This window comes from Helicobacter marmotae (assembly GCF_003364255.1).
Lineage (GTDB): Bacteria > Campylobacterota > Campylobacteria > Campylobacterales > Helicobacteraceae > Helicobacter_C > Helicobacter_C marmotae.
In genome coordinates this window covers 20,323-43,226 of record NZ_NXLR01000001.1, presented here as the reverse complement: position 1 = coordinate 43,226, position 22,904 = coordinate 20,323, and the positions used below count along the sequence as shown (strand labels likewise).

The 22,904-nt window shown below is 40.1% G+C and carries 20 protein-coding genes; 13 read left to right on the top strand and 7 right to left on the bottom strand.

Annotation, left to right across the window (positions count from 1 at the left end):
* Positions 1-66: 66 nt before the first annotated feature.
* Both CQA63_RS00175 and CQA63_RS00170 read right to left on the bottom strand, forming a co-directional pair.
* Complete coding sequence (locus CQA63_RS00175) at positions 67-1,824, bottom strand: ABC transporter ATP-binding protein (RefSeq protein WP_104699392.1); 1,758 nt, start codon at positions 1,822-1,824, stop codon at positions 67-69.
* A 14-nt stretch (positions 1,825-1,838) separates the two neighbouring features.
* Positions 1,839-3,632 (bottom strand): ABC transporter ATP-binding protein, encoded by a 1,794-nt coding sequence (locus CQA63_RS00170; protein ID WP_104699391.1) that lies wholly within the window; start codon positions 3,630-3,632, stop codon positions 1,839-1,841.
* A 259-nt stretch (positions 3,633-3,891) separates the two neighbouring features.
* Here CQA63_RS00170 and CQA63_RS09335 point away from each other — a divergent pair, with 259 nt between their 5' ends.
* Positions 3,892-4,080 carry a hypothetical protein gene (locus tag CQA63_RS09335; protein ID WP_147288696.1) on the top strand — a complete coding sequence of 63 codons (189 nt, stop codon included), beginning with the start codon at positions 3,892-3,894 and terminating at the stop codon, positions 4,078-4,080.
* A gap of 208 nt (positions 4,081-4,288) precedes the next feature.
* Here the strand turns inward: CQA63_RS09335 and CQA63_RS00165 are convergent, their stop codons facing one another.
* Together CQA63_RS00165 and CQA63_RS00160 are read right to left on the bottom strand one after the other, a co-directional pair.
* Entirely contained in the window at positions 4,289-5,596 is a 1,308-nt protein-coding gene (locus tag CQA63_RS00165) for an MFS transporter (RefSeq protein ID WP_104699390.1), read from the bottom strand.
* A gap of 199 nt (positions 5,597-5,795) precedes the next feature.
* On the bottom strand, positions 5,796-6,320 hold the full coding sequence (locus CQA63_RS00160) for a hypothetical protein (RefSeq protein WP_147288695.1): 525 nt from the start codon (positions 6,318-6,320) through the stop codon (positions 5,796-5,798).
* A gap of 793 nt (positions 6,321-7,113) precedes the next feature.
* Between CQA63_RS00160 and CQA63_RS00155 the strand changes: the two genes are divergently transcribed.
* From CQA63_RS00155 to CQA63_RS00140, 4 genes are all read left to right on the top strand, one after another.
* Complete coding sequence (locus CQA63_RS00155; protein WP_104699819.1) at positions 7,114-7,494, top strand: DUF485 domain-containing protein; 381 nt, start codon at positions 7,114-7,116, stop codon at positions 7,492-7,494.
* Positions 7,494-9,149, top strand: coding sequence for a cation acetate symporter (locus tag CQA63_RS00150; protein ID WP_411710156.1), 1,656 nt, complete (start codon positions 7,494-7,496; stop codon positions 9,147-9,149). Before CQA63_RS00155 ends, CQA63_RS00150 begins: the two co-directional genes overlap by 1 nt.
* 75 nt (positions 9,150-9,224) lie before the next feature.
* Positions 9,225-11,012, top strand: coding sequence for a Na/Pi cotransporter family protein (locus CQA63_RS00145; RefSeq protein WP_104699828.1), 1,788 nt, complete (start codon positions 9,225-9,227; stop codon positions 11,010-11,012).
* Positions 11,002-11,790, top strand: a complete 789-nt coding sequence (locus tag CQA63_RS00140; protein ID WP_233706597.1) for a polysaccharide deacetylase family protein — start codon at positions 11,002-11,004, stop codon at positions 11,788-11,790. Before CQA63_RS00145 ends, CQA63_RS00140 begins: the two co-directional genes overlap by 11 nt.
* A 3-nt stretch (positions 11,791-11,793) precedes the next feature.
* Here the strand turns inward: CQA63_RS00140 and CQA63_RS00135 are convergent, their stop codons facing one another.
* Positions 11,794-12,108 carry a TRL-like family protein gene (locus CQA63_RS00135; RefSeq protein ID WP_104699817.1) on the bottom strand — a complete coding sequence of 105 codons (315 nt, stop codon included), beginning with the start codon at positions 12,106-12,108 and terminating at the stop codon, positions 11,794-11,796.
* Positions 12,109-12,192: 84 nt separating this feature from the next.
* Positions 12,193-13,098, bottom strand: a complete 906-nt coding sequence (locus CQA63_RS00130; RefSeq protein WP_104699816.1) for an AEC family transporter — start codon at positions 13,096-13,098, stop codon at positions 12,193-12,195.
* A gap of 105 nt (positions 13,099-13,203) precedes the next feature.
* On the opposite strand from CQA63_RS00130, the gene CQA63_RS00125 reads away from it, so the two are divergent.
* Both CQA63_RS00125 and CQA63_RS00120 read left to right on the top strand, forming a co-directional pair.
* A complete protein-coding gene (locus CQA63_RS00125; protein ID WP_104699815.1) occupies positions 13,204-13,596 on the top strand; it encodes a DoxX family protein in 393 nt (130 codons plus the stop codon).
* 52 nt (positions 13,597-13,648) lie between these two features.
* Complete coding sequence (locus CQA63_RS00120; protein WP_104699814.1) at positions 13,649-14,761, top strand: Mrp/NBP35 family ATP-binding protein; 1,113 nt, start codon at positions 13,649-13,651, stop codon at positions 14,759-14,761.
* A gap of 671 nt (positions 14,762-15,432) precedes the next feature.
* Here the strand turns inward: CQA63_RS00120 and CQA63_RS00115 are convergent.
* Positions 15,433-15,843 (bottom strand): hypothetical protein, encoded by a 411-nt coding sequence (locus CQA63_RS00115; protein ID WP_104699813.1) that lies wholly within the window; start codon positions 15,841-15,843, stop codon positions 15,433-15,435.
* Between the two features lie 145 nt (positions 15,844-15,988).
* Here CQA63_RS00115 and lysA point away from each other — a divergent pair, with 145 nt between their 5' ends.
* The 6 genes from lysA (at position 15,989) to CQA63_RS00085 (ending at position 22,899) form a co-directional block, all read left to right on the top strand.
* A complete protein-coding gene (gene lysA, locus CQA63_RS00110; RefSeq protein ID WP_104699812.1) occupies positions 15,989-17,227 on the top strand; it encodes a diaminopimelate decarboxylase in 1,239 nt (412 codons plus the stop codon).
* Positions 17,224-18,315 (top strand): bifunctional chorismate mutase/prephenate dehydratase, encoded by a 1,092-nt coding sequence (locus CQA63_RS00105; RefSeq protein WP_104699811.1) that lies wholly within the window; start codon positions 17,224-17,226, stop codon positions 18,313-18,315. The genes lysA and CQA63_RS00105 overlap by 4 nt, the downstream gene beginning before the upstream one ends.
* A gap of 3 nt (positions 18,316-18,318) precedes the next feature.
* Complete coding sequence (locus CQA63_RS00100) at positions 18,319-19,215, top strand: DUF2156 domain-containing protein (protein WP_104699810.1); 897 nt, start codon at positions 18,319-18,321, stop codon at positions 19,213-19,215.
* Positions 19,212-20,018 carry a glycoside hydrolase family 25 protein gene (locus CQA63_RS00095; RefSeq protein WP_233706596.1) on the top strand — a complete coding sequence of 269 codons (807 nt, stop codon included), beginning with the start codon at positions 19,212-19,214 and terminating at the stop codon, positions 20,016-20,018. The genes CQA63_RS00100 and CQA63_RS00095 overlap by 4 nt, the downstream gene beginning before the upstream one ends.
* Positions 19,990-20,958, top strand: coding sequence for an alpha/beta fold hydrolase (locus tag CQA63_RS00090; RefSeq protein ID WP_199770690.1), 969 nt, complete (start codon positions 19,990-19,992; stop codon positions 20,956-20,958). Before CQA63_RS00095 ends, CQA63_RS00090 begins: the two co-directional genes overlap by 29 nt.
* Before the next feature lie 762 nt (positions 20,959-21,720).
* Positions 21,721-22,899, top strand: a complete 1,179-nt coding sequence (locus CQA63_RS00085; RefSeq protein ID WP_104699809.1) for a ferritin-like domain-containing protein — start codon at positions 21,721-21,723, stop codon at positions 22,897-22,899.
* Positions 22,900-22,904: the final 5 nt, after the last annotated feature.

The window sequence follows — 22,904 nt, the reverse complement described above, 5'->3', positions numbered from 1 at the left end:
TTGCCCAAAATATAGCATTTTAAATGTGCTTAGAGAGTAAATGAGATGCGTATTTATTATGCAATCTTATATATGAATGCTTGAAGCTTCATTGGCAAAAGCCTGTGCGTATTTACCACCCTTAGCTAAAAGCTCTTTATGTGTGCCAGATTCCGCAATAATGCTACCTTTGGGGGTTTTTTCCAAATAAATAATGCAATCACAATGCGTAATAGAGCGCAATTTATGGGCGATGATAATAATTGTTTTATCTTTACTCAAGGCATTTATAGCCTTTTGCAAGGCGTATTCATTTTTCACATCAAGGCTTGAAGTCATCTCATCAAGTAAGACAATAGGAGCGTCTTTTAGCAAACATCGAGCAATACTTAATCTCTGCTTTTGCCCTCCGCTTAGACTTTTACCCCCTTCGCTCATATTGGTATTTATCCCATTTGGCATCTCTTGCACAAATTCAAGTGCATTTGCCTTTTTTAACACTTCTTCAATGGCTTCTTTACTAGCATTTTCTTTAGCAAATTTTAAATTACTCTCAACACTCCCGCCAAAGAGATATACATCTTGGAATACCATAGAAAATTTAGCTATGAAACTCTCATAATCTAATGTGCTTATATCTTTAGATTCACCTTTTTTGCCTATATAAATCTTCCCGCTGCTTGGCTCATAAAAACGTGCTATGAGTTTTACTAAAGTGCTTTTCCCACTTCCGCTATCCCCTACAATAGCAACAGAGCTTTTTTCCTTAATGTGTAAAGAAATATCATGCAGCACCATTTGCTTAGCCTTATAGCCAAAGCTCACATGCTCTAGCCTTATATCATTACTTGTTGGTATATCTTTATCTTGCCCGCTAATCACAGGGGCTTGAAGCAAGGAGAGAATATTTTGCCCAGATTTTGCAAAATATTGTAATTCAATGAAATTCACACAAAAAGTCATTAATGGCACAAATGCCTTTGAGCCAAGCAGTAAAAATGCAATATACTCTATCACACTTAGCTCCCCATCTAACAAAAACCCTCTGCCTACCATAACCATAATACCAATGCCCGCACCCATACATGAGAGAATGCTTAAGGCAAAGGGCATAAGCGATACTTCAATACGTATGCTCTCTCTCCTTAATGTATCAAAGACAGATTCCAAACGTGCAAATTTAGCCCCGCCCATAAGGTTTGCCCTAATCGTGCTAATGCCATCAATATATTCATTAATGACATTACTTGCACAAACCACAGAGCGCATATGAGAGGTGCTTAGACCATCTGCGATATAGCGTACAAGGAGTAAAATCGCCAAAGCTAAAGGCACACAGGCAAAAAATGCTAATGCCATTTGCCAATGCCACACACAAAGCCCCACAAACACGATACACACGACAACAAGGCTTGCACAGGTTTGGGGCAGCATATGGGAATTCACTCCCTCTAGTCTTGCAAAGTCATTCATAATGCTATGGCTTAAACTCGCAGCATTGCGTGATTGTAAGAATCCTAATGGAAGCTTCCTTAGATGTTCTGCTAACTCTAATCTCCCTTGTGCGGAAAATTTATAGGTGCTTTCATAGTTTGCTTTATATGCGGGGATTTGAGCGAAAAAATATATCACCATATACACAAGCCCGAGTGCGCAAATACCAAGTAATTCTCCCAAGCTCGCCTCATATCCTCCAAAAAATGGCTGCAAAATCACATCTACAAATAAAAGCACGATAAAAATCCCACAAAATGCCACTAAGTCACTCAAAGCACTCCAAAATACAGAAGTATAAAATCTCTTAAAATTATTGAGCGTTAAATCTCTAATATGTAATAAATCCATTTCCTCTCCTTGTGCTATTTATTCTCAATACTCCAGCTTTGCGCGCGCGTATGCAGCTCCCATAAATGCTTATATTCACTACAAGATTCTAAAAGCTCCCTATGTGTGCCAAAAGCAAGTAATCTCCCCTTATCCATAAGTGCGACTTTATGGGCATATTTCACACTCCCTAGCTTATGGGCTACCATAATAATGCTTTTCTTACTTGAGGTGATAAGTGCTTTAAGTGCCTTATTTATGGCATTTTCATTATATGTATCAAGGCTTGAAGTAATCTCATCAAGCAATAAAATGGGGGAATCTTTTAAAAGTGCGCGGGCAATGTTAATGCGTTGGGCTTCCCCGCCGCTTAATTTCACACCATCGCTCCCTAATCTCTCGCCAATGGGGCAATCTAGGCTATATTTTTGCACAATCTCATCTGCTTGAGCAAGCCTTGCAGCTTGCAGAATCTGCTCATCACTCGCTTCCTTGCAGCCTGCTTTGATATTCTCCCTTAAAGTATCCATAAATAAAAAGCTATCTTGGAATACTAAACTCAAACACCCAAGCAAGCCCTCTTCACTCATATTTCTAATATCCACGCCTCCTATGAGTATGCGACCGCTCTTTACATCATAAAATCTAGCAAGTAAGGTAAGTAAAGTGCTTTTCCCACTCCCGCTTTCTCCTACAATGACTAAATGCTCACCCTCTTTGAGGCTAAAACTTACATCACTCAAAACCTCCCTGCCATTCTCATATTCAAAGCTCACATGCTCAAATGTAATATCAAAATGCTTAGGGGCTATGGGATTAGCGGCGATTTTTAAAGGCTTTTGGGCAAAGATTGTATCAATGCGAGCTACGCCCTCATTAATTTGCATAACCTCGCTACTTAGATTCATAATCTTTAATAATGGTGCGATTAAGCCATTACTCATCATCACAAAAAACACAATAGTAAGCACGAGCATAATATCTAAGGGCTCTTCTGCGACCAAAAACGCACTTAATGGTAGAATGAAAAAGATAAAACAATTAATTAAGAGATTAAATACAGCAAAAGTAGGCATACATTTATATGCAAAGCTTAGCGTGTAATCTCTATAGGCATAAATGCTTGAAGCCAAATTCGCAAAGCTAAAGGCACTTTTATTAAAAAGCTTAAATAAGCTCATACCATCCACAAATTCAATGCTGCGGGCATTCATCTGCTCTTGATGAGAGAAAAAGCGTTTAATCTCTTCTTTCATCGAGCCTTTTGTGTAGATACTAAATTGCACAAAAAGGGCGAAAATATACACCCCTATGCAAATACACCCAAAACGCCAATCTGCCCATATAAACACGGCAAAAATAGCAATAGCCCCGATAAGTGTCATTAAAAATTCTGGAATCTTATGGGCGATAAAATTCTCTATTTTTTCGACATTTTCTTGCACATTTTTATGTATTTCTCCTTTTGTAGTGGCAGTAAAATACCCCAGTGGCAAGGAACTTAAATGCCCTAAAAGGGCTAAGCGAATGTTATAGAGGATTCTATAAGCGGCAAAATGGCTTAAAGTAAAGCTCACTCCAACAAACACCATAGAAGCTACAACAGCTAAAATAGCGCTTAAGCCACACAAAAGCACATAATCCCTATCCACCGCACTCAAATCATGTGCATTTATCACAAATTCACATACAATTAAATAGCTTGCAAAATAAGGCACAAACTGCAAGATAGCACTTAAACCTGAAAAGATACCTGCAAGAATAAGCATTGTAGCCTTTTGCTTGCTTAGCTCCAAAAGACGCGCGATACCTCTCTTGTGTGAAGTCATATTTTCTCCTTACAATGATTTATAAAATTGCATTGTAAGTATTATTCTTATATTAGGATAGTCTAAAGTGCCAAAATACTCTATTATGATAAAAGTTGCTAGGATTTTTATAGGATGGTAACTTTAGCTTGCATAAATTGAGAATCTGCCTTTTAAAATCCAATAACTCTGCTCGAATCATCAGCGACTCTCCAAGTTTGTCAGCTTTTGTGGGAAGGCGTAAGCGAAGGCGAAGAATTGCTTTTTGGATTACTAGTAAATGTTGTTAGCTTGTCATTCTGAGGCTTTGCAAAAGCCGAAGAATCTCTGTTGGCAACTAGTGATTCCTTTAGAGATTCTTCGCCTAAAGGCTCAGAATGACAAACTTACCACCTTACCACACAGGCGAGAAACCAAAACCACCCAAAAGGGTAGAAAGTCAAAACTAGTGCCCCCCGCAGGGCTTTAGGCGGTTTGCAAAATTTATTTTTGCAAACCAAGACATCAAATTAATAGGAGTGCCCCCCTCCCGCAAGGCGCTTTGGCATTTCATAATCAAGCCCTTAGAAAACGACTTGATAGATAAGCCCAAAGGCTTAGCTATAAGTCAAACTTCAGGCGGTTTGTGTGAATTCATTTCACACAAACCAAGACATCAAATCAATGGTTTAAGGACTCTAAGAAATGCTTTTATTCCTTAAGACAATAAAAATACTTGCTACACAAATGATAGCCCCCAAGCAAAATACGACACTATATCCATTTGCTAGGGCTTTATCTACGCCACTATGGGTAAAAATACTGCTTAAAATACCGCCAAAGGAGAGCTCGCTATAAGCGGAGTTAGCCCCCATTTGCTCTGTATTGAGATTTTCTAAAGTTTGAGCCCCCGCAAATGCGCCAATAATTTGGCTAGCTATAATGCCAGCAGCGACAAAGCCTAGATTCTCACTGATCCTTAGAAGGCTAAAATCCACCCCGCATTGGCTGCTCTTTTCACACCAGTGCATACCTAAAGAATACATAAACACAAATTGTGCCCCAAAGCACAAGCCATTAAGAAAAAGGGTAATAAAAATAATAAAGTGATTTTGCCATATTTGCATATTGCACACCATTAGAAGCATAAGGCAAGATTCAAAGATAAGTGTAAGAAGAAGCGCCTTTTTAAAGCCTAAAGCCCGAATAAGCCCGAGCACAAGAGGCGAGGCTACAAGGCAGGCTACGCAGTTTAGCACTCCGCTAAGGAGCCCGACTACTTGCAAGGGAAGCCCAATATATACTAAAAGGGCAGAACTCATAGAGGCACATAGCATTAAGGGCAGCACAAAGCAAATGAGAATGCCCATATATTTCCATAAGGTTTTATTTTTTATTGCTTTCAGTACAGAATCTTTGCTAGCAAGATTAATTCTAGGGTTGCCATTACAATTAAAGGCAAGTAGCGCACAGATAAGCACAATGCCCCCAAGGCAGAGATGAGTGATAAACCAGCCATAATATTCATATATAAAAAGCGCTCCAATAATCCCCAAACACCCGCCTATGCCCGAAGAGACAAGCATAATGGTATTTATGGTGTGCTTTTGTGCAAGGCTGGTTTCCTCCACGGCTACGCCATTAAGGCAGATAAGCACACTCGCACTTAAAAAACTCATAAAGAAAAACACTATTAAAGTGAGATAGAGATTATCATTAGGGTCTAAAAAGGCTATCACCACAAATAAAGCTGCTATGGCAAAAGAGCAAAATCGATAGACTTTTTTGAAGTTGTTTTGATGTTTTTTGCGATAGGATTCCATAAAGCCAGAGTAGAAAAACCCCAAAACAAAAGGGATAAATGCCATATATAAAAGCCCTATTTCTTGTGGGGGGATATGATTTGCCGCTAGAATCGCCGGCAAGGCTCCATATATGAGAAAAGTAAAAATACTAATAATGCAATAAAGGCTAAAACTTAGCTTGTAAATGTCTTTAATAGGCATGTATGCTCCTTGTGTTTATGTATCTTATGTGTATTGATAGTTATCTTTGAATGTGAATGTAGCTCTGAATGTAGAGGGTTTAGGGTGAAGTATTTTAATCTTTCTTTGCGGGTAGCTAAGTTTGTAAGCTTTAGGCAAGCCGAAGAATTACTTTTGGCTTTCTGTGAATCATTTCTACTTGGATTTCTAGTAAATGTCGTTAGTTTGTCATTCTGAGCTTGAGAATCAAGCGAAGAATCTCTGTTAGAATTGCTAGAAACTCTGCCACTATTGTCATGTCTAGCGGGAGTGTAACGACCGAAGAATCTCTCTTGGCGACTAGTGATTCCTTTAGAGATTCTTCGGTCGCACTTCGTGCTCCCTCAGAATGACAAACTAATTTCCTTTGCAGGTGTTTATTATGTGTGGGTTTCCCTTGCGGGTAGCCAAGTTTGTCATTCTGAGGCTTTGCAAAAGCCGAAGCTCTGTCCGAATCACTAGTCGTGCCTTTTGGTGTTTTTAAAAGCAATTCTTCGCCCTTTATTGGGGGCTTGGAATGACAAACTAACGGAGTCGCTGGTGATTCTCTTTTTTCTTTTTCTATAAGGGGGAGGGGCTTGAATGTGCAAAGTTTTATAAAATAATGGGGGGCAAGAGCTTCGCTCGTGCGCGAAGTCCAACCCCACAATAATACTCTTGCCCCCTTATATATCCTCCACAAGGGCGTCGCCTTAAGAGGTAGCACTTCGTGCGATTTAATTTTATCCTGTGATGAGAATATATCTCACTGCTGGGAGACGTTGGGGACTTTTTGTCATTCTGAACCCCTGCAAGGGGTGAAGAATCTCTGTGGGCAACCAGTGATTCCTTGAGAGATTCTTCGGTCGGGCTTGTGCCCTCCCTCAGAATGACAAAGTGGCTGCCTTTCTAGTGGATTCTTCGGTCGCTCTCACGCTTTCGCTTTAGATATGACAAACTAACTTCATTTTATAGAATCCCAATAGCCCTAGCTTTACTTCTTTAGAATTCCCAAACCGCGAAGTATTTGCCAAACTTTGCCTCCTGTGCCCAAAGCCTTAAAAAAGTGTGCTTAGCTGCGTTTTTACACATTTTTGCCCTCTTTGGGACTTGCTTACGCTGCATATGGGTGGGCTAGGTGTATGTAAGTGCGATATTCCCCGATTTTTGCCAAATCGCTTAAATGAAGTGTCAAAAATTCTTAAGGCTCCTTGATAAGGGAGATTCTTACTTCACTTTAAGGTTTTAAAAGAACAAAATTACATTGCCACATCAAAACAACATCAACATAATATAAGAATGGTTATTATATGTGTTTTGTGGATAGAAATCTTGTTTAAAATGCCAAAATAATGCAATATGCTAAATTTTCTTTACTCTTTAATGTTACCTTTTTGCTACTTTGATAAAAGTATATTGTTACTTTTTGTTATTTATTTTTACTAGAGTAAAATTTATGATACTTTATTATATCATTCATTTGATGAGATGATACATTTTGATACATAAGGAGAAAGGAAATGAAACTCTCTGAAAAGCAGGGGAAATCTGTTATCGGCTTTAGGCAATTTGTTTCTTTAAGAAACAAAATTTCACTTATTTTATCATTAGTGATTTTTTGTCTCTATTATGCGTTTGTGTTGGGTGTGGGGCTATTCCCCGATGTGTTGGGCTATCGTTTGGGACCAAGCTCTATTACATTGGGCATACTTTTAGGCATTTCACTCATTGTGTTGTGCATTGTGGCTACAGGGATTTATACATTTTTGGCAAATACTTATTTTGATAAAGAGCAAGATGAGATTTTACGCCAATTAGAGGAGCAAAACCTCATAGAATCTTTGCAAAATGGCGAGGTGTATTATAAAGATTACCCAAATGTGCAATCAGGAGATAAATAATGAAAGATATAAAAGTAATATGGTGTTTGTTTTTTGCGTTTTTAAGCCCAATGTATGGGGCTTCTATTGATTTAGGCGGGGCGATGGCTGAAGTGAATCCTATGGCTATTGGTATGTTTTTAGCCTTTGTGTTTGCTACTTTGTTTATTACATATCTCTCAAATAAAAAGAGCAAATCAGCGAGTGGATTCTATACAGCAGGTGGGAATATCACAGGGGCACAAAATGGCATTGCCATTGCCGGAGATTATATGAGTGCAGCAAGCTTTTTAGGCATTACCGCGCTTGTTTTCACTAATGGCTTTGATGGGCTTATTTATTCGATTGGATTCTTAGCGGGCTGGCCTATTATTTTGTTTCTCATTGCAGAGAAGTTTCGTAACTTAGGCAAATTTACCTTTGCTGATATTACTGCCTATCGCCTTCAGGCAAAGCCCATACGCGTGATTTCTGCTATATCTGGCTTGAGTGTTATAGTGTTTTACCTTATTGCGCAAATGGTCGGGGCTGGGCAGCTTATTCAAGTGCTTTTTGGCTTGCCTTATGCTGTAGCGGTCGTGCTTGTGGGTGTGCTGATGATATGCTATGTGGTCTTTGGAGGTATGCATGCTACTACTTGGGTGCAGATTATTAAGGCTATTTTGCTTTTGGCTGGGGCTAGCTTTATGGCAATTATGATTTTATATCTTACAAAATTTGATTTGCAATACTACTTTTCTCAAGCGATAAATCATCATCCTAAAGGTGAGGCTATTATGTCTCCGGGAGGCTTTCTCTCTGATAGCATTTCCGCACTCTCTTTAGGGCTAGCTTTGATGTTTGGCACAGCGGGACTTCCTCATATTTTAATGCGCTTTTTTACCGTTAAAGATGCTAAAGAGGCAAGAAAATCGGTGTTTTATGCTACAGGTTTGATAGGGTATTTTTATATCCTTACCTTTATTATAGGCTTTGGGGCAATTGCGTTATTGCTTGGAAATGAGCAGTTTGTCGATGCAAATGGAGCATATAAGGGCATAACAAATATGGTCGCTATTAATCTTGCTGAAGTAATAGGCGGCGATATATTTTTAGGCTTTATTTCTGCTGTTGCCTTTGCTACGATTTTAGCTGTGGTATCAGGCTTGGCGATTGCTGGGGCTGGAGCTATAAGCCATGATTTGTTTGTGAATGTCTGCAAAAATGGCGTATGTGATGCAAAACTTGAGATGAGGGTAACTAAAATCGCTACTATTGGCATTGGGCTATGTGCGATTATTTTGGGCATTATATTTGAGAAGCAAAATGTCGCTTTCACGGTTGGACTTGCTTTTGCCATTGCTGCAAGTGTGAATTTCCCTATTTTGTTTTTGTGTATTTATTGGAAAAACCTCACTACAAAAGGTGCATTTTGGGGTGGGCTAATAGGGCTTATTGTTGTGCTTACATTGGTGATTTTAAGCCCGAGCATTTGGGTGAAGAGCTTTGGCTTTGAAGCAGCGATTTTCCCTTATGACCACCCTGCGATTTTCACTATGCCCCTAAGCTTTGTGTGCATATATATTATCTCAAAGCTTGATACCTCTAAGCGTGCAGAGATTGATAAAGCGGGCTTTAAGGCACAAGATTTTCGCGCAGAGAGTGGCATTGGCGCAAGTGAGGCAGTTGCCCATTAAGAGAATTTGCAACTTAAGGGGCAAATATTTAAGCCTAAAGGCTATAATGCACCCATTTTAGAAATGGGGGAATGTATGTTTCAAAAATATCTTATACCTTTGTGCATTATAGCTATCATTTATCTTGTTTCCACAAGCGATGCCCTGACTAATGTCAGTGCGGGGCTAGCGATTTTGCTTTTTGGTATGCTAAGCTTGGGAAGCGGATTTCGTGCTTTCAATGGAGGATTTTTAGAGAATCTTCTCACTACTTCTACCAATACCGCACTGAAGAGTGTAACTTTTGGGGCGGTAGCCACAGCCATTATGCAAAGCTCTTCGTTAGTCTCTGTGCTTTCTATTTCTTTTGTTTCTGCCTCTTTGTTGAGCTTAGCCCAAGGTATTGGCGTGATGTTTGGGGCAAATTTGGGTAATAGTGCAGGTTCATGGCTTATTGCTGGAGTAAGCGGTATGAAAATCTCCGCCCTTGCCTTGCCACTGATTGTGGGTGGGGTGCTTTTTAATTTCCAAAGCACAAAAACCGCTAAGGGCGTGGGGCAGATTCTCATCGGTATAGGCTTTTTCTTTTTAGGTGTGGGGTATATTAAGGATGGCTTTGAGGAATATAAAGAGATTGTAGATTTTTCGCAATATTCTATGGAGGGCATTCAAGGGGTGTTGCTTTTTGTGGGGCTTGGTGCGCTAATGACAGCTATTGTGCAGAGCTCTCATGCTACTCTTACGATTGTTATCTCCGCCCTTGCTACAGGGAGTATGACTTATGAGAATGCGCTAGCAGCCACGCTTGGTACAAGTGTAGGCGGTGTGGTAACAGCTATAGTCGCCTCTTTAAGCACAAACATAGATGGCAAACGTTTAGCCATAGCAAATTGTATTTTTAACTTCCTTATCGTGGCTATTGTGATTGTTACTTTTGATTATTTTGTATGGGTAAATACCGCACTTGCCTCACTGATAGGCTTAAGTGAAGAGAGTGTGCTAAGAATAGCGGTCTTTCATACACTTTTTAATTTGGTGGGAGTGGTGATTTTACTTCCATTTATTCCTAAAATTGCCTTGCTTTTAGAAAAAATAATGAAAGAGAAAGATTCACAAGTTGATAGACCACTTTATATTAATGATGCCATTGTGCAATACCAAGATACCGCACTTTTGGCTTTAGAGCATGAGGTAAGACATCTTTATGATAATGCTTTTGAGCTTATCACGCATACACTTGGCTTTTCTCGCGTTGATATTAAAGGCGGGAGGGACATTCACGAGGTTTTGAAAGAAAATATATGGGCAAAGGAAGATGTAGATGTAGAGGTGTTTTATATGAAAAAAATCAAAGTGCTTTTTAATGCCATACTTGATTTTGCTACTCGAGCACAAACTTATACAAACACGCAAGCTTATGTGAGTAAATTTGCACTCCTTACTTCATCATCTCGCCATATTGTAAAGGCTATTAAAAATATGCAGCTTTTGCAGCCTAATTTGAAGAAAAATAGCCTTTCAAAAAACCAGATTCTAGCGAGTGAATATAATGAGCTAAGGGTTCAGCTTGCCCTACTTTTACGCAATGTGCATGGAATTATTACAGACCAAGATATGCACCCAGAGGAGGCGATAATAAAGCTTAAGACACAAAAAAAGGCTTTTAAGCAAATGGATAAAAGTTCTATTCTCTATATAGAATCGCTACTCAACAAAAAAGAGCTAAGTGTGCAAAATAGCACTTCCTTGCTTAATGCAGTGGGCTTTAGCCATAATATTGCTAAAGAGCTTATAAACGCGATGATACAAATACAAGAGACATATATAGAAGAGAGCCAAGGGGGCAGTGAAACTGCAAATGGAGTAAATACCATTGAAGAGTAAAAAACATTTTTTTATTAGCTTTATTCTTATAGGGGCATTTGCGCTTTTATCGGTATTTGTGTATCGATTCTATAAGGCAAAGCCCTTAGCTCCCCTTACTTTAGAAAGCTTAGAGCAAAAATACGCCCATATATCCCCCAAGCTTTGGGGCGAGAACTTAGATGGCGTTACCACTCTTTTGCCAAGCAAAGATAAAAAGATTGTTTATCTTACCTTTGATGCTTGTGGTGGGGACTATGATAGGGCGTTGGTGGATTATTTGATAGACAATCATATCCCTGCGACTTTATTTATTAATGAGCGTTGGATTAAAGCGCATTTGCAAGATTTTCTCCTTCTAGCGCAAAATCCGCTCTTTTCGATACAAAATCACGGCAGCAGACATCTCCCTTTAAGCGTAAATGGTAAGAGTATTTATCATATTGCAGGTACAAATTCCATTAAAGAAGTGTATGATGAAGTTATGGAAAATGATAAGACTATTACTTCACTTACCGGTAAAAAGCCTCATTATTTCCGCTCTGGAACGGCATATTATGATGAGGTGGCAGTGAGTATTTTAAAAGATTTAGGCTATGAGATTGGGGGATTTGATGTGTTAGGTGATGGCGGAGCGAGCTTTTCTAAAAAGCAGATATTAAGCCAGCTTTCAAAAGTGCGCAATGGATCTATTCTTATCTATCATTTCAATAAACCAAAAAGTGATACGTATGCGGGGATTGTGGAGGTTGTCCCTAAGCTTGCCCAAATGGGCTTTAGCTTTGGGAAATTGGAGTAGGTGTTAATTACCCTTAACAATGGTAGTTGTAGTCGCAAAAAGACCAAGAATACTCCAATCGTTATAATCAACACTTCTAATTTGAGAGATATTGCCTGCTTTTGCCGCTGTATCCACAGAGCAATCACCATAAGCGACAATCCCTAAAATGTTTGTACAAGTTGCCCTACCTTCTTTTGTCGCTCCTGCTGTAGAAGTTGCAGTGATAGGAGGCGTAGTATTTGTATAGACAAATCCTCCGGTTGCACCAGTAATTGCACAGCCACCAAAGAGTGCGATAGCACCACTTAAACTTAAAGCACAAAGTAGAGTTTTCATACTCCCTCCTTTAGATTTGAGAATTACCATATAGAATCTATGGCAGGGCTTTATTATGATTAAAAAAGTTAAATAATACAAGTATTATGTGATGGCGAGCCATAAAGGCACGCTAAAAAAGCTAAATAAGATTCCAAAAGCAATGGCGCTTACAGCCAGCCTACCATTCAGCCCTGCTTTAATGACAATCGCCCCAGCGCTCACTACAGGAGGCATAGCTACTTCGATTAAAGCCATACGCCACAAGTCGCTAAAGCCGCCAAAACTGAAGAAAACGATAGTAAAGAGCAAGAGCGGGGCGATAATCATTTTGCCCAAAAGCAAAATAGAAGTGAGCTTCCATTCTTCCTTAATACCTTTTAGGCTCATTTGTACCCCAATGGCAAAGAGTGCTACAGGTGTGGCAGTCTGGGCTAGGCTTTTAAGCGGGGTAAAGAGCTCATCGGGGATATTGATAGGCAAAGTTTTAAGGGCTAACCCACACAGCAGGGCTAAGAAAAGCGGGCTTTGAAAAAGCCGCAAGCCAATGGCTTTAGCACTAAAGCTCCCCTTACCACCCAGACTAAGAATCAGCGGGGCGAGAAAAGCAATGGGAATACCTGTAACAATCTGGTCATAAATGATTACTTTATTAGCATAATCTTCCCCAAGTGCGCCATGCACAATGGGTAATCCTAAAAAAAGCGTATTGCCAAAAGCCCCCATAAAGCTTAGAGTAAGCATAGAATTACGCTCTAACTTTAGCAATTTAGCAATGATAAAAAGTGCCACTCCCCCGCCTAGAGAGCAAAGTAAGCTAATAAGGCATACATATAAAAATGTCATATCAATATGAGCATGGTATGTACCATTAAAGATTTGTGCAGGGAGAGCAAAGTTGAGCAGAAAGCCAAGCAAAATGCCACTTTGTTTATTCCCTACAAGACGCAAGAGTTTTGCCATATAGCCAATAAATATAAACACGCATACACTATAGATAGCAAGGAGCATGAGGTAAATCCAATGTCAAATATTTGTTTGGTTTTATGCTGATTTTATCATAGTTTAAACAAGATTCCCTATACTTGCGAGTTATTTTACGCTTAAAGGATAGGTATGTTTTATAATCAAGATATAGCAAAATTATTGCTTCGTTTGTGCGTAGGTGGGCTTATGCTTTTTCATGGAATCTACAAAATTATGCACGGCATAGGTGGAGTTGAGGGTATGATAGAATCTCGTGGTTTGCCCGGAGTATTGGCTTATGGTGTATATATCACTGAAGTGCTTGCACCCTTGATGATTTTAGTTGGTTATCAAGTGCGTATAGCAGCCATCATAGAGGCTCTAGGTATGCTTGTAGCTATTTATGCAGCTGTGGGATTTGATATTTTTGCGCTGAATGCTCATGGTGCTTGGGTGATAGAGCCTCAATTACTCTTTTTGCTTCCTTGTATTACGCTTGCGCTTATTGGTGGGGGGAGATATGGCGTGAGCTTTAGGAGCTAGCATTATTGCAGCTCTCTTGCTATCTCATTAATCAGCTAAAGAAGGTAAAGATATGATAACAAAAGAAGAGATTACCGCCGCTTTACGCGATGTGATTTATCCAAATTTTTCAAAAAATATCGTAGATTTTGGTTTCCTTAAAGAAGTGAGTGTGAGTGAGAATGAAGTCTTTATACGCGTGGATATACCTTCAAGCCTAGAAGAAGTCAGTAATGAGCTAAGGGTAAATATCTCTACTAAGCTTGCCAATCTTTTAGGCAATCTAAGCCTTAAAGTAGAGATTAACCCGCCAAAGACACCCCCGCAGAGAGAAACCCACAAAGAACCTCAAAGTAAAAATATTGCCCCCCATATTAGACATTTTGTTATGGTAAGCTCTGGTAAGGGAGGCGTGGGTAAATCCACTACAAGTGTGAATCTTGCCATAGCCTTAGCCCAGCAAGGTAAAAGAGTAGGTTTGCTTGATGCAGATATTTATGGTCCTAATATCCCTCGTATGCTTGGGCTTAATGCTTTGAAGGCAGAAGTGAATGAGGCGCAAAAGAAGCTTATACCGCTTAAGGCATTTGGTATAGAAATGATGAGTATGGGCGTGCTCTATGATGAGGGGCAGAGCCTTATTTGGCGCGGTCCTATGATTATGCGTGCCATTGAGCAAATGCTTACAGATGTGCTTTGGAGTGAGCTTGATGTGTTGGTTATTGATATGCCTCCGGGCACAGGAGATGCCCAGCTTACTCTAGCTCAAAGTGTGCCGGTGAGTGCAGGCGTGATAGTGAGCACACCTCAAAAAGTCAGCCTTGATGATAGCGCAAGGAGTTTGGATATGTTTGAGAAGCTTAAAATCCCCATTGCCGGGATTATTGAAAATATGAGTGGGTTTATTTGCCCAAATTGTGGTGTGGAGTATGATATTTTTGGCAAAGGCACAACTGAGGAGCTTGCACAAGCCTATAATACAAGTATTCTTGCTCAAGTCCCCCTTGAGCCTAAAGTGCGTGAAGGCGGAGATAATGGCAAGCCTATTACATTTTTTGAGCCTACTTCTAAATCCGCTCATAGCTATATGCAGGCAGCATTAGCCCTAGCAGATTTTTTACAAAAGGTACAAAGCAATAATCTTGCTGATAATAAAGACATTCAGCCCACACAAATGAAACATTAAGAGAACTCACACACAACAAATTTAATCGCCTACATTTAATCTCCCACAATGGGGAAGTGAGTTTGTCGCCTTTTGCGGGAGTGGTAATGAGCGAAGAATTCACACTCTAAACCCCAAGTGCTAGCCAAGTTTGTTATGTCTAGAGCTTATAAAACAGGCGAAGAGTCTCTAGTAAAATTACCACAAAGTGCGACTAGCGATTCTATTAAAGAGTCTTTAGCGGATAAGAGCAATTCTTCGCTTTCTTGCGAAAGCAAAGACATGACAAACTAACTTCCCTTGTGAGGTAATTTTGTCTTGCGGATTGGACTCATTGTCATTCTGAGGGAGGGCAACGCCCGACCGAAGAATCTCTCTTAGCGACTAGTGATTCTTTAAGAGATTCTTCGCCTCCACTTCGTGCTCCCTCGTGATGCCAAACTTGGCTACCCGCAAGGGAAATTATTTTGGCATCACGAACCCCTGCAAGGGGTGAAGAATCTCTGTGGGCGACTAGTGACTCGGACAGAGATTCTTCGCTTCGCTATAGACATGACAAAGTAACTGCCTTTCTAGTGACTCGTTTAAGGAGTCTTTAGCAGATAAGGGAGATTCTTCGGTCATTACCATTCCCTCAGAATGACAAACTAACGGATTCGCTAGTGATTCTAAAAGGAGTTTCTAAGGATGGTTTAGAATTTTCTTGCATCAAGGGCGCGATTAAGCGTTTTATTAAGCTCTCGCTTTAAGTCTGGATTGAGCACGCCTAGCTCTTCTTCAGTGCGAATGATAAGTTCAGTTGAGGTATTTTTATGCACAGCTACGGCAAACAAAAAGCTTTTTTTACGATAATCGCTTAGCTCAAGCTCGTTATAGTGCGTGAAAAACTTCTCCACCGCTTCGCGCAAATGTGTTAAATCACTTTTTGGATTATCTAATGTCCTCATAATCTCCTCAATAGTAATTTTTGTTGGTATTTCTTGTATTTGATATTCTTTCTTTTTAGGCGTTGGACCAAATAACCATAAAAGAACAATAAGCACAAACAGCGCTACACAAAATATACTTACAAGCATAAAAACACTATCAGGAGATAAAGCCATCGCAATCCCTTGTGAAATCAATGTGAATTCAATAAAGCAAAATGCGGATTTTAGCATAATATTATGCTATTGTGGCTAAAATTCAAACTATGATGTTCATTATTAATAGAATCAAGGTAAGTTTAGGATATGAAAGGAGTAGCACATGGTGGATTATCTTAATCTTGCTAAAACCTACCAAACACCTCTTTATGTGTATGATTTAGCTCATATCACGGATAAATTCTGTGCTATTAAAGACGCTTTTAGGGCGCGTAAATCGCTTATTTGCTACGCTTTGAAAGCAAATTCAAATCTCTCTATTATTCATCATTTAGCCACACTTGGGAGCGGGGCGGATTGTGTGTCTATTGGCGAGGTGAAGCGCGCACTAAAGGCAGGCATACCAAAGTATAAAATTATCTTTAGCGGGGTGGGCAAAAGCGATAGCGAGATTGCACAAGCCATAGAGAGCGATATTTTATTTTTGAATGTTGAGAGTGAAGCAGAGCTCAAACGTATAGAGCATTTAGCCCAAAGTGCTAAAAAGCCCGCACGTATTTCAGTACGTGTGAATCCTAATATCGACCCCAAAACTCACCCCTATATCTCCACAGGCTTGCATGAAAATAAATTTGGCGTAGATATAGAGCAAGCAAAATCAATGTACATTTTTGCTAAAAACTCCCCCCATTTAGAGGCTGTGGGTATTCATTTCCATATAGGTTCTCAACTCACAGAGCTAGAGCCACTCAAGCAAGCAGCCCAAAAGATTGCCGAGCTTGCCCATAGTCTCCTTGCCCTAAAGATTGACTTGAAGTTTTTTGATGTGGGTGGGGGCATTGGTATAAGATATAGTGATGAATCGCTCATTGACCCATATCAGTATGCCCAAGCCATTTTAGGGGCATTATATGGGCTTGATTTGACGATTATTTGCGAGCCCGGTAGATTTTTAGTAGGGGAGAGTGGCGTTTTACTCACAAGTGTGCTTTATGAAAAGCATAATGGCAAAAAACGTTTTGTGATTGTCGATGCAGCGATGAATGACCTTATGCGCCCAGCCCTTTATAATGCTACCCATAAGATCGAGTGCGTGTATAGAGCAAGCCAAGATACAAAAGAGAGCTTATGTGATGTTGTAGGACCTATTTGTGAAAGCAGCGACTTTTTGGCAAAAGATATTAGCTTACCACCGCTTTGTGCGGGAGATGTATTGATGATAAAAAATGCAGGGGCATATGGTATGAGCATGGCAAGTAATTATAACACCCGCCTTAAACCCGCTGAAGTAGCTCATATAGGGGGAGATGTGCGATTAATCAAACATAGAGAATCTATTGAAGATTTGATAAAAGATGAGGCTTTGCTGCTCCAAGAGCATAGGAGTAAAGGAGCACAATGAAAGAAGAAGAAAGTATCTTACACTCTTTGAGAGAGCAAATTGATCGTGTTGATGATATGATTTTTGAGGCTTTAGAGAAACGTATGGCTCTTATTATGCAAGTAGGTGAGCATAAGCATAAATATGGCAGTGCGATTTATCGCCCACAGCGTGAGAGGGAAATTATAGAGCGGTTAGCTAAAAAGCAAAGTAAATATATGCCTATACGTGGTATTGAGGCGATATATCAGGAGATTTTTGCCCTCTCAAGGAATCTTGAGCTCCCTCAAAAGGTCGCATTTTTAGGTCCTATTGGGAGCTATACACATCAGGCAGCAGAGCAGAAATTTGGGGCATTGAGTGAATATATCCCGCTTAATACCATACAGGCGGTTTTTGAAGCCTTATGTGCTAAACGTGTCAAATATGGCGTTGTGCCCCTTGAGAATAACACCAATGGCATGGTGGGAGAGAGCGTTGATTTACTCGCACGCTTTGATTTTAAAATTATTGCAGATATGATTTTGCCTATTCATCATAGCTTATTGAGTAATTGCGAGCATTTGGGCGATATTAAGCAAATTTTTTCTAAAGATATAGCCTTTGGGCAATGTCAAAACTTTTTGAATGCGCATAATCTTCATCACATCGAGCAAATACCTACAGATTCTACAGCAAGGGCAGTCCAACTTGCAGCAAGTAATCCCAATAGTGCTGCCATTGGCTCAAAGATTGCGGGTAAAATCTATAATCTCCCTCTTATGTTTGAGCATATTGAAGATTCTACAAAGAATAAAACGCGCTTTATTATTGTGAGTGATTTTGAGCTTCCTCCTAGCGGGAGAGACAAAACCTCACTTTTTGTGAATCTCAAAGATAGCGACCAAGTGGGCAGTTTGTTTGGTTTATTGGGGGATTTTGAGAGAGAGGGCATTAATCTCACGCGTATAGATTCTCGCCCTGTGAGAAATGATGATAACTTTGGCATAGGGTTTTTTATCGATTGTGAGGGGCATTATAAAGACCCTCCCTTGACAAGACTTTTAGCAAAAAGAGGTGATGAAATCAAATGGCTTGGGAGCTATATTTACACAGATATAAGAGAGTGAGGCATGATAGAGTTTAAGGCATTAGGATTAGAAGACAGGGCACTTTTGCTGCCTTTTACAAATGCAAAAAATCGCCACATTGCAGATACAAACTTTACCAATATGTTTATGTGGCGGCATGCCAGAGAGATAAGCTATGCCATTGTGCAAAATCAGTGCATTATACAAACGCAATATCCTAATATGAATCCTTTTGTATTCTACCCCTTAGGTGATGGCAATAAAAAGCCCATTATAGAGCTATTGTTGAAGCATTATGCACATTTAGGATTGCCCCTAGAGTTTGCCTCTATGCAAAAGCATGAGTGCGAGGAGCTAGAGGGGGAATTTGGAGATATGTTTGAGATAGAACCAAGACGTGATAGGTTTGATTATATCTATCATACACATGCACTCATTGAGCTTGCAGGGCGCAAATACCATAAGAAGAAAAACCACCTTAATCGCTTTTATTTGCAATATCCACAAACACAATTCGAGCCCCTTAGCAGTGCGAATGTAGAAGAGCTCAGAGCACAAAATAACGCATGGTATGCACATGCAAATGCCGATGATAAAGGCTTATATTTTGAGAATCTTGGCATAAATGACGCGCTTAGGTATTTTGATACTTTAGGTTTGCAGGGTGGGTTGTTACGTATTGATGGGGAGATAGTCGCCTTTAGCTTTGGGGAGGAGATTGGGGCAAAGTCTTGCGCGCTTATACATATTGAAAAGGCAAACATTGCCTTTAATGGCGCATATCAGGCTATTAATCAAGCCTTGCTTAAACACCTCTTCCCCCAAACTTTATATGTCAATCGCGAGGAAGACTTAGGCATTGAGGGTTTGCGTAAGGCAAAGCTTTCCTATCAGCCTGCCTTTTTACTTGAGAAGTATTATGCAAGGCAGAAAGAGTGAGAAAAGTAGGCAAGCTACTTATTGATGTCCTTGTGCTTTGCCTTATAGGTGGAGTGTTTTTTATCTTACAACATAATGGCTTGGTGTGGTTGAATATGCCTAGCCTCAAGGCTTATCCCGTGAAAGGCGTAGATGTCTCTGCTCATCAAGGGCAGATTGATTGGGAGATATTAGCCAAAGAGCATATTTCTTTTGCATTTATTAAAGCCACAGAGGGCAGTAGCTGGGTAGATAAGCAGTTTGCCTCAAATTTTAAAAATGCTCAAAAAGCAGGGCTCTATGTGGGGGCGTATCACTTTTTTAGCTTTGATTCCCCCGGGCTCACACAAGCAGCAAACTTCATCGCTCAAGTCCCGCCACTTATGTCAGAGAAACTACTCCCTCCTGTGGTTGATGTGGAGTTTTATGGCTCAAAGGCAAGCAACCCCCCGCCCAAAGAAGATGTGTATAGGGAGATAGAAGTATTGCTTGTAAGATTAGAGGAGCATTATGGGATGAAGCCCATTATCTATACGACACCGAGCTTTTATGATATGTATTTGCGTAATCAATTTGAATCTTACCCCCTTTGGATTCGCTCTGTGTTTTTTGCGCCGCATTCTTTTATCGCTAAAGTCTTTAATGTCCATTTTGCAAAAGATCGTTGGAGCTTTTGGCAATACAACCCAAAGGCGGTGCTTAAGGGGTATTCTGGTGGAGAGAGGTATATTGACTTAAATGCTTTCAATGGGGATTTAGAGCACTTTCAATCTTGGCTTAAGGAGAATAAAAATAATGCAAGAAATCACCATATACAAAGATGAATGCTTCCACTCAAGCAAGGATAATGTGCCTATTTATTATGATGTATATATGCCTCAAAATTTAGATGATGTATGTATTGTCCAAATCGCTCATGGTATGGTCGAGCATAAGGGGCGATATGAATGGGTGGGAAGGAGTTTAGCTAAGGCTGGGTTTCTTGTAGTGATAAATGACCACAGAGGGCATGGGAAGAGCATTGATAGAGCGCATGAGTGGGGAGAAATGGGAGGAGATACTAAGATAAGCGGCTTTGAATATGCTGTGGCTGATATGTATAGCCTTACTTGCACTCTTAAAGAGCGCTACAAGCCTACTTTTTATGTGCTTTTGGGGCATTCTATGGGCTCTTTACTCTCTCGGGCGTATATCAAGCAATATCCTTATGAGCTAAATGCCCTTATTCTCTCTGGCTCTCCTGCGTACAATAGGCTGGTGATTGTAGGGGAGCTTTTGGCTAAGGGGCTTTATGTATGTGGCTTGAAACAATGGGGGAAGCATTTTATCAATCGCCTTTCTTTTGGCAGCTTTAATAATGCCTTTTTAGAGTATAAAGATGAGGATTGCTCTAAAGGTGGCTTTGCGTGGCTTTGTAGCGATAAGCAAGTAGTAGCAGCATACAAGGCAGATAAGGCTTGCTCCTTTGTTTTTAGTTTAAAGAGTTTTATAGGGCTGTTTAGGGGTATGCGCTTTGTTAATGATACAAAAGGGCTTAGAGGCATGCACTTGCCTCTTTTGATAATTAGCGGGAGCGATGATAGCTGTGGAGACTTTGGCAAGGGTGTGAGTAAAATTGCCAAGTCTTATGAAAATTGTGGCTTTAAGGTGAGTTTGAAGCTCTATGCAGGTTTAAGGCATGAGATATTAAATGAGCCAAATAAAGCAGAAGTGCTAAATGATATGGTGCGCTTTATTCAAGCAAGCAGGGTAAAAGGTGTTTAGCTTGAAGTGATGATTTTGTTAATGTTAGGCTTGGGCTAAAGAATTGCTTTTAAAAACACCAACGACTCCGTTATTTTGTCTCCTCTTGCGGGAGCGTAGGAGGCGAAGAATCTCTGTGGGCGACTAGTGATTCCTTTAGAGATTCTTCGCCTAAAGGCTCAGAATGACAAAATAACTACCTTTTTTAGAATTCCCAAACCACCCAAAAGGGTAGAAAAGTAAAAGTTAGTGCCCCCCGTACAGGCGCTTTTAGGCGACAACTTAAAGCCCTTAAAAAACGACTTGATAAATGCACAAAGTGCGCTTACTAGTCAAGCTTTGAGGGTGTGTGCAAGAATTTAGTTTATGTGAAGCAAGACATACCTTAAAAAAGACTTGATAGATAAGCGTAGCTTAGCTATAAGTCAATCTTTAGGCGGTTTGTGTGAATTGATTTCACACAAACCAAGATATTAAACTAATGACACCAAAGACTCTCTAAAAGAATCACTAGTTGCCCACAGAGATTCTTCGGTCATTACCACTCCCGCTAGACATGACAATGAGTCCAACCCGCAAGATAAAATTACCTTGCAAGGGAAGTTAGTTTGTCATTCTGAGGGCTTTATGCCCGAAGAATCTCTCTTATCTACTAAAGACTCTTTAATAGATTCACTAATATTATTTTAAGCAAACGGCATATACCATTTTCGCATACATTCCTTTCAGGTTGAAAGATACAAGCCTTCTTATGAAGCATACGCTTAAATTGAAAGCCATTTTATGAAATCTTGTCTTTTTATCGGTGATTTGCCCTTAGATTCCCTTTTTTTCTTACGTCTTGAAAATGCCTTTTTGCTCTCTGAAAATGGCGCATATATAGAAGTGATAAGCAATAGAGATGATTTGGAGTATGATTTAAGCGTGTGGGCAAAGTTTAAGGGTGAGGGCTTTTTAGGTAAGCAAAGTCTAAGTAAGCATAGCAAGGGTAATTTTGTCTATACATTCATAAAGCACTCCCACACGCGTTTTGCTCGATTTAGCCATCCTCATATCGCCCCAGATGCTCAAGGGCTTGCCCCGTATGGCGTGCGTATAGAATCAGGCTCTCCGCATTATCACTTTAGATATGAACATGATAATGAAATCTTTAGCCCGCATTTAGATGAAATCTATGAAGATGCCAAAAAGCACACTTGGAATGCCTCTAAAGACATCAAATGGCAGGAGATTCCGCCATTTAGCCCAAAATTGCAGTTTGCTATAGCGCAAATTATGACATATTTGGTTGAAAATGAATTTTCTGCCCTTTATATCCCTAGCCAATTTTTAGCCCAGATTTCCCCTTATTTTACCTCTGTGCCGCTTTTGCTTGCTTCTATCATTGGTGATGAAGCCCGCCATATTGAGAGTTTCATTAAACGTGCCAATGCCACTTCTCTTGGCGTGCAGTACTCCACACTTGCCACGCAGCAGAGCCTCTATAGCCTTTATAAGCAAAAAGATTATTTCAAATCTAGCTTTTTGTTGCATGTTATGGGTGAGGGGACTTTTATTGATTTACTTGCTTTTTTAGAAGAGAGCTTTCGGGCTTTGGGTGATGAGGCAAGCGCGCATTTATTGTATCTTGCTCGTCGTGATGAGGCAAGGCATGTGCGCTATGGTATGAGCAACATTACGCACTCCCTTGCCCAAAATCCCGCCAAAATCAATATGCTAAAAGAAGTAGTTTTTGAACGTAAAAACTACCTATCAGCACAGAGTTCAGAATCTACTCTCCTTTTAGAATCTATGGCACTTTTGCGTGGGGGCGGGGAAGAGCGCATATCACAAGGTTTTGAGGAGGTACTGGCATTAAAGCAAAAAATGGAAAAAAATCGCACAAAAAGGCTAGTAGAGTGCGGTATTGATGAGGAGCTAGCCTTAGATTTAAGCAAGGCTCACACACCTAATTTTATGTAAGGAGT

Coding starts and splice junctions, on each gene's coding strand:
- CQA63_RS00175 (WP_104699392.1), bottom strand. CDS start 1,824: ATGGATTTATTACATATTAGAGATTTAACGCTCAATAATTTTAAGAGA.
- CQA63_RS00170 (WP_104699391.1), bottom strand. CDS start 3,632: ATGACTTCACACAAGAGAGGTATCGCGCGTCTTTTGGAGCTAAGCAAG.
- CQA63_RS09335 (WP_147288696.1), top strand. CDS start 3,892: ATGTTGTTAGCTTGTCATTCTGAGGCTTTGCAAAAGCCGAAGAATCTC.
- CQA63_RS00165 (WP_104699390.1), bottom strand. CDS start 5,596: ATGCCTATTAAAGACATTTACAAGCTAAGTTTTAGCCTTTATTGCATT.
- CQA63_RS00155 (WP_104699819.1), top strand. CDS start 7,114: ATGAAACTCTCTGAAAAGCAGGGGAAATCTGTTATCGGCTTTAGGCAA.
- CQA63_RS00150 (WP_411710156.1), top strand. CDS start 7,494: ATGAAAGATATAAAAGTAATATGGTGTTTGTTTTTTGCGTTTTTAAGC.
- CQA63_RS00145 (WP_104699828.1), top strand. CDS start 9,225: ATGTTTCAAAAATATCTTATACCTTTGTGCATTATAGCTATCATTTAT.
- CQA63_RS00135 (WP_104699817.1), bottom strand. CDS start 12,108: ATGAAAACTCTACTTTGTGCTTTAAGTTTAAGTGGTGCTATCGCACTC.
- CQA63_RS00130 (WP_104699816.1), bottom strand. CDS start 13,098: ATGCTCCTTGCTATCTATAGTGTATGCGTGTTTATATTTATTGGCTAT.
- CQA63_RS00125 (WP_104699815.1), top strand. CDS start 13,204: ATGTTTTATAATCAAGATATAGCAAAATTATTGCTTCGTTTGTGCGTA.
- CQA63_RS00120 (WP_104699814.1), top strand. CDS start 13,649: ATGATAACAAAAGAAGAGATTACCGCCGCTTTACGCGATGTGATTTAT.
- CQA63_RS00115 (WP_104699813.1), bottom strand. CDS start 15,843: ATGGCTTTATCTCCTGATAGTGTTTTTATGCTTGTAAGTATATTTTGT.
- lysA (WP_104699812.1), top strand. CDS start 15,989: ATGGTGGATTATCTTAATCTTGCTAAAACCTACCAAACACCTCTTTAT.
- CQA63_RS00105 (WP_104699811.1), top strand. CDS start 17,224: ATGAAAGAAGAAGAAAGTATCTTACACTCTTTGAGAGAGCAAATTGAT.
- CQA63_RS00100 (WP_104699810.1), top strand. CDS start 18,319: ATGATAGAGTTTAAGGCATTAGGATTAGAAGACAGGGCACTTTTGCTG.
- CQA63_RS00090 (WP_199770690.1), top strand. CDS start 19,990: ATGCAAGAAATCACCATATACAAAGATGAATGCTTCCACTCAAGCAAG.
- CQA63_RS00085 (WP_104699809.1), top strand. CDS start 21,721: ATGAAATCTTGTCTTTTTATCGGTGATTTGCCCTTAGATTCCCTTTTT.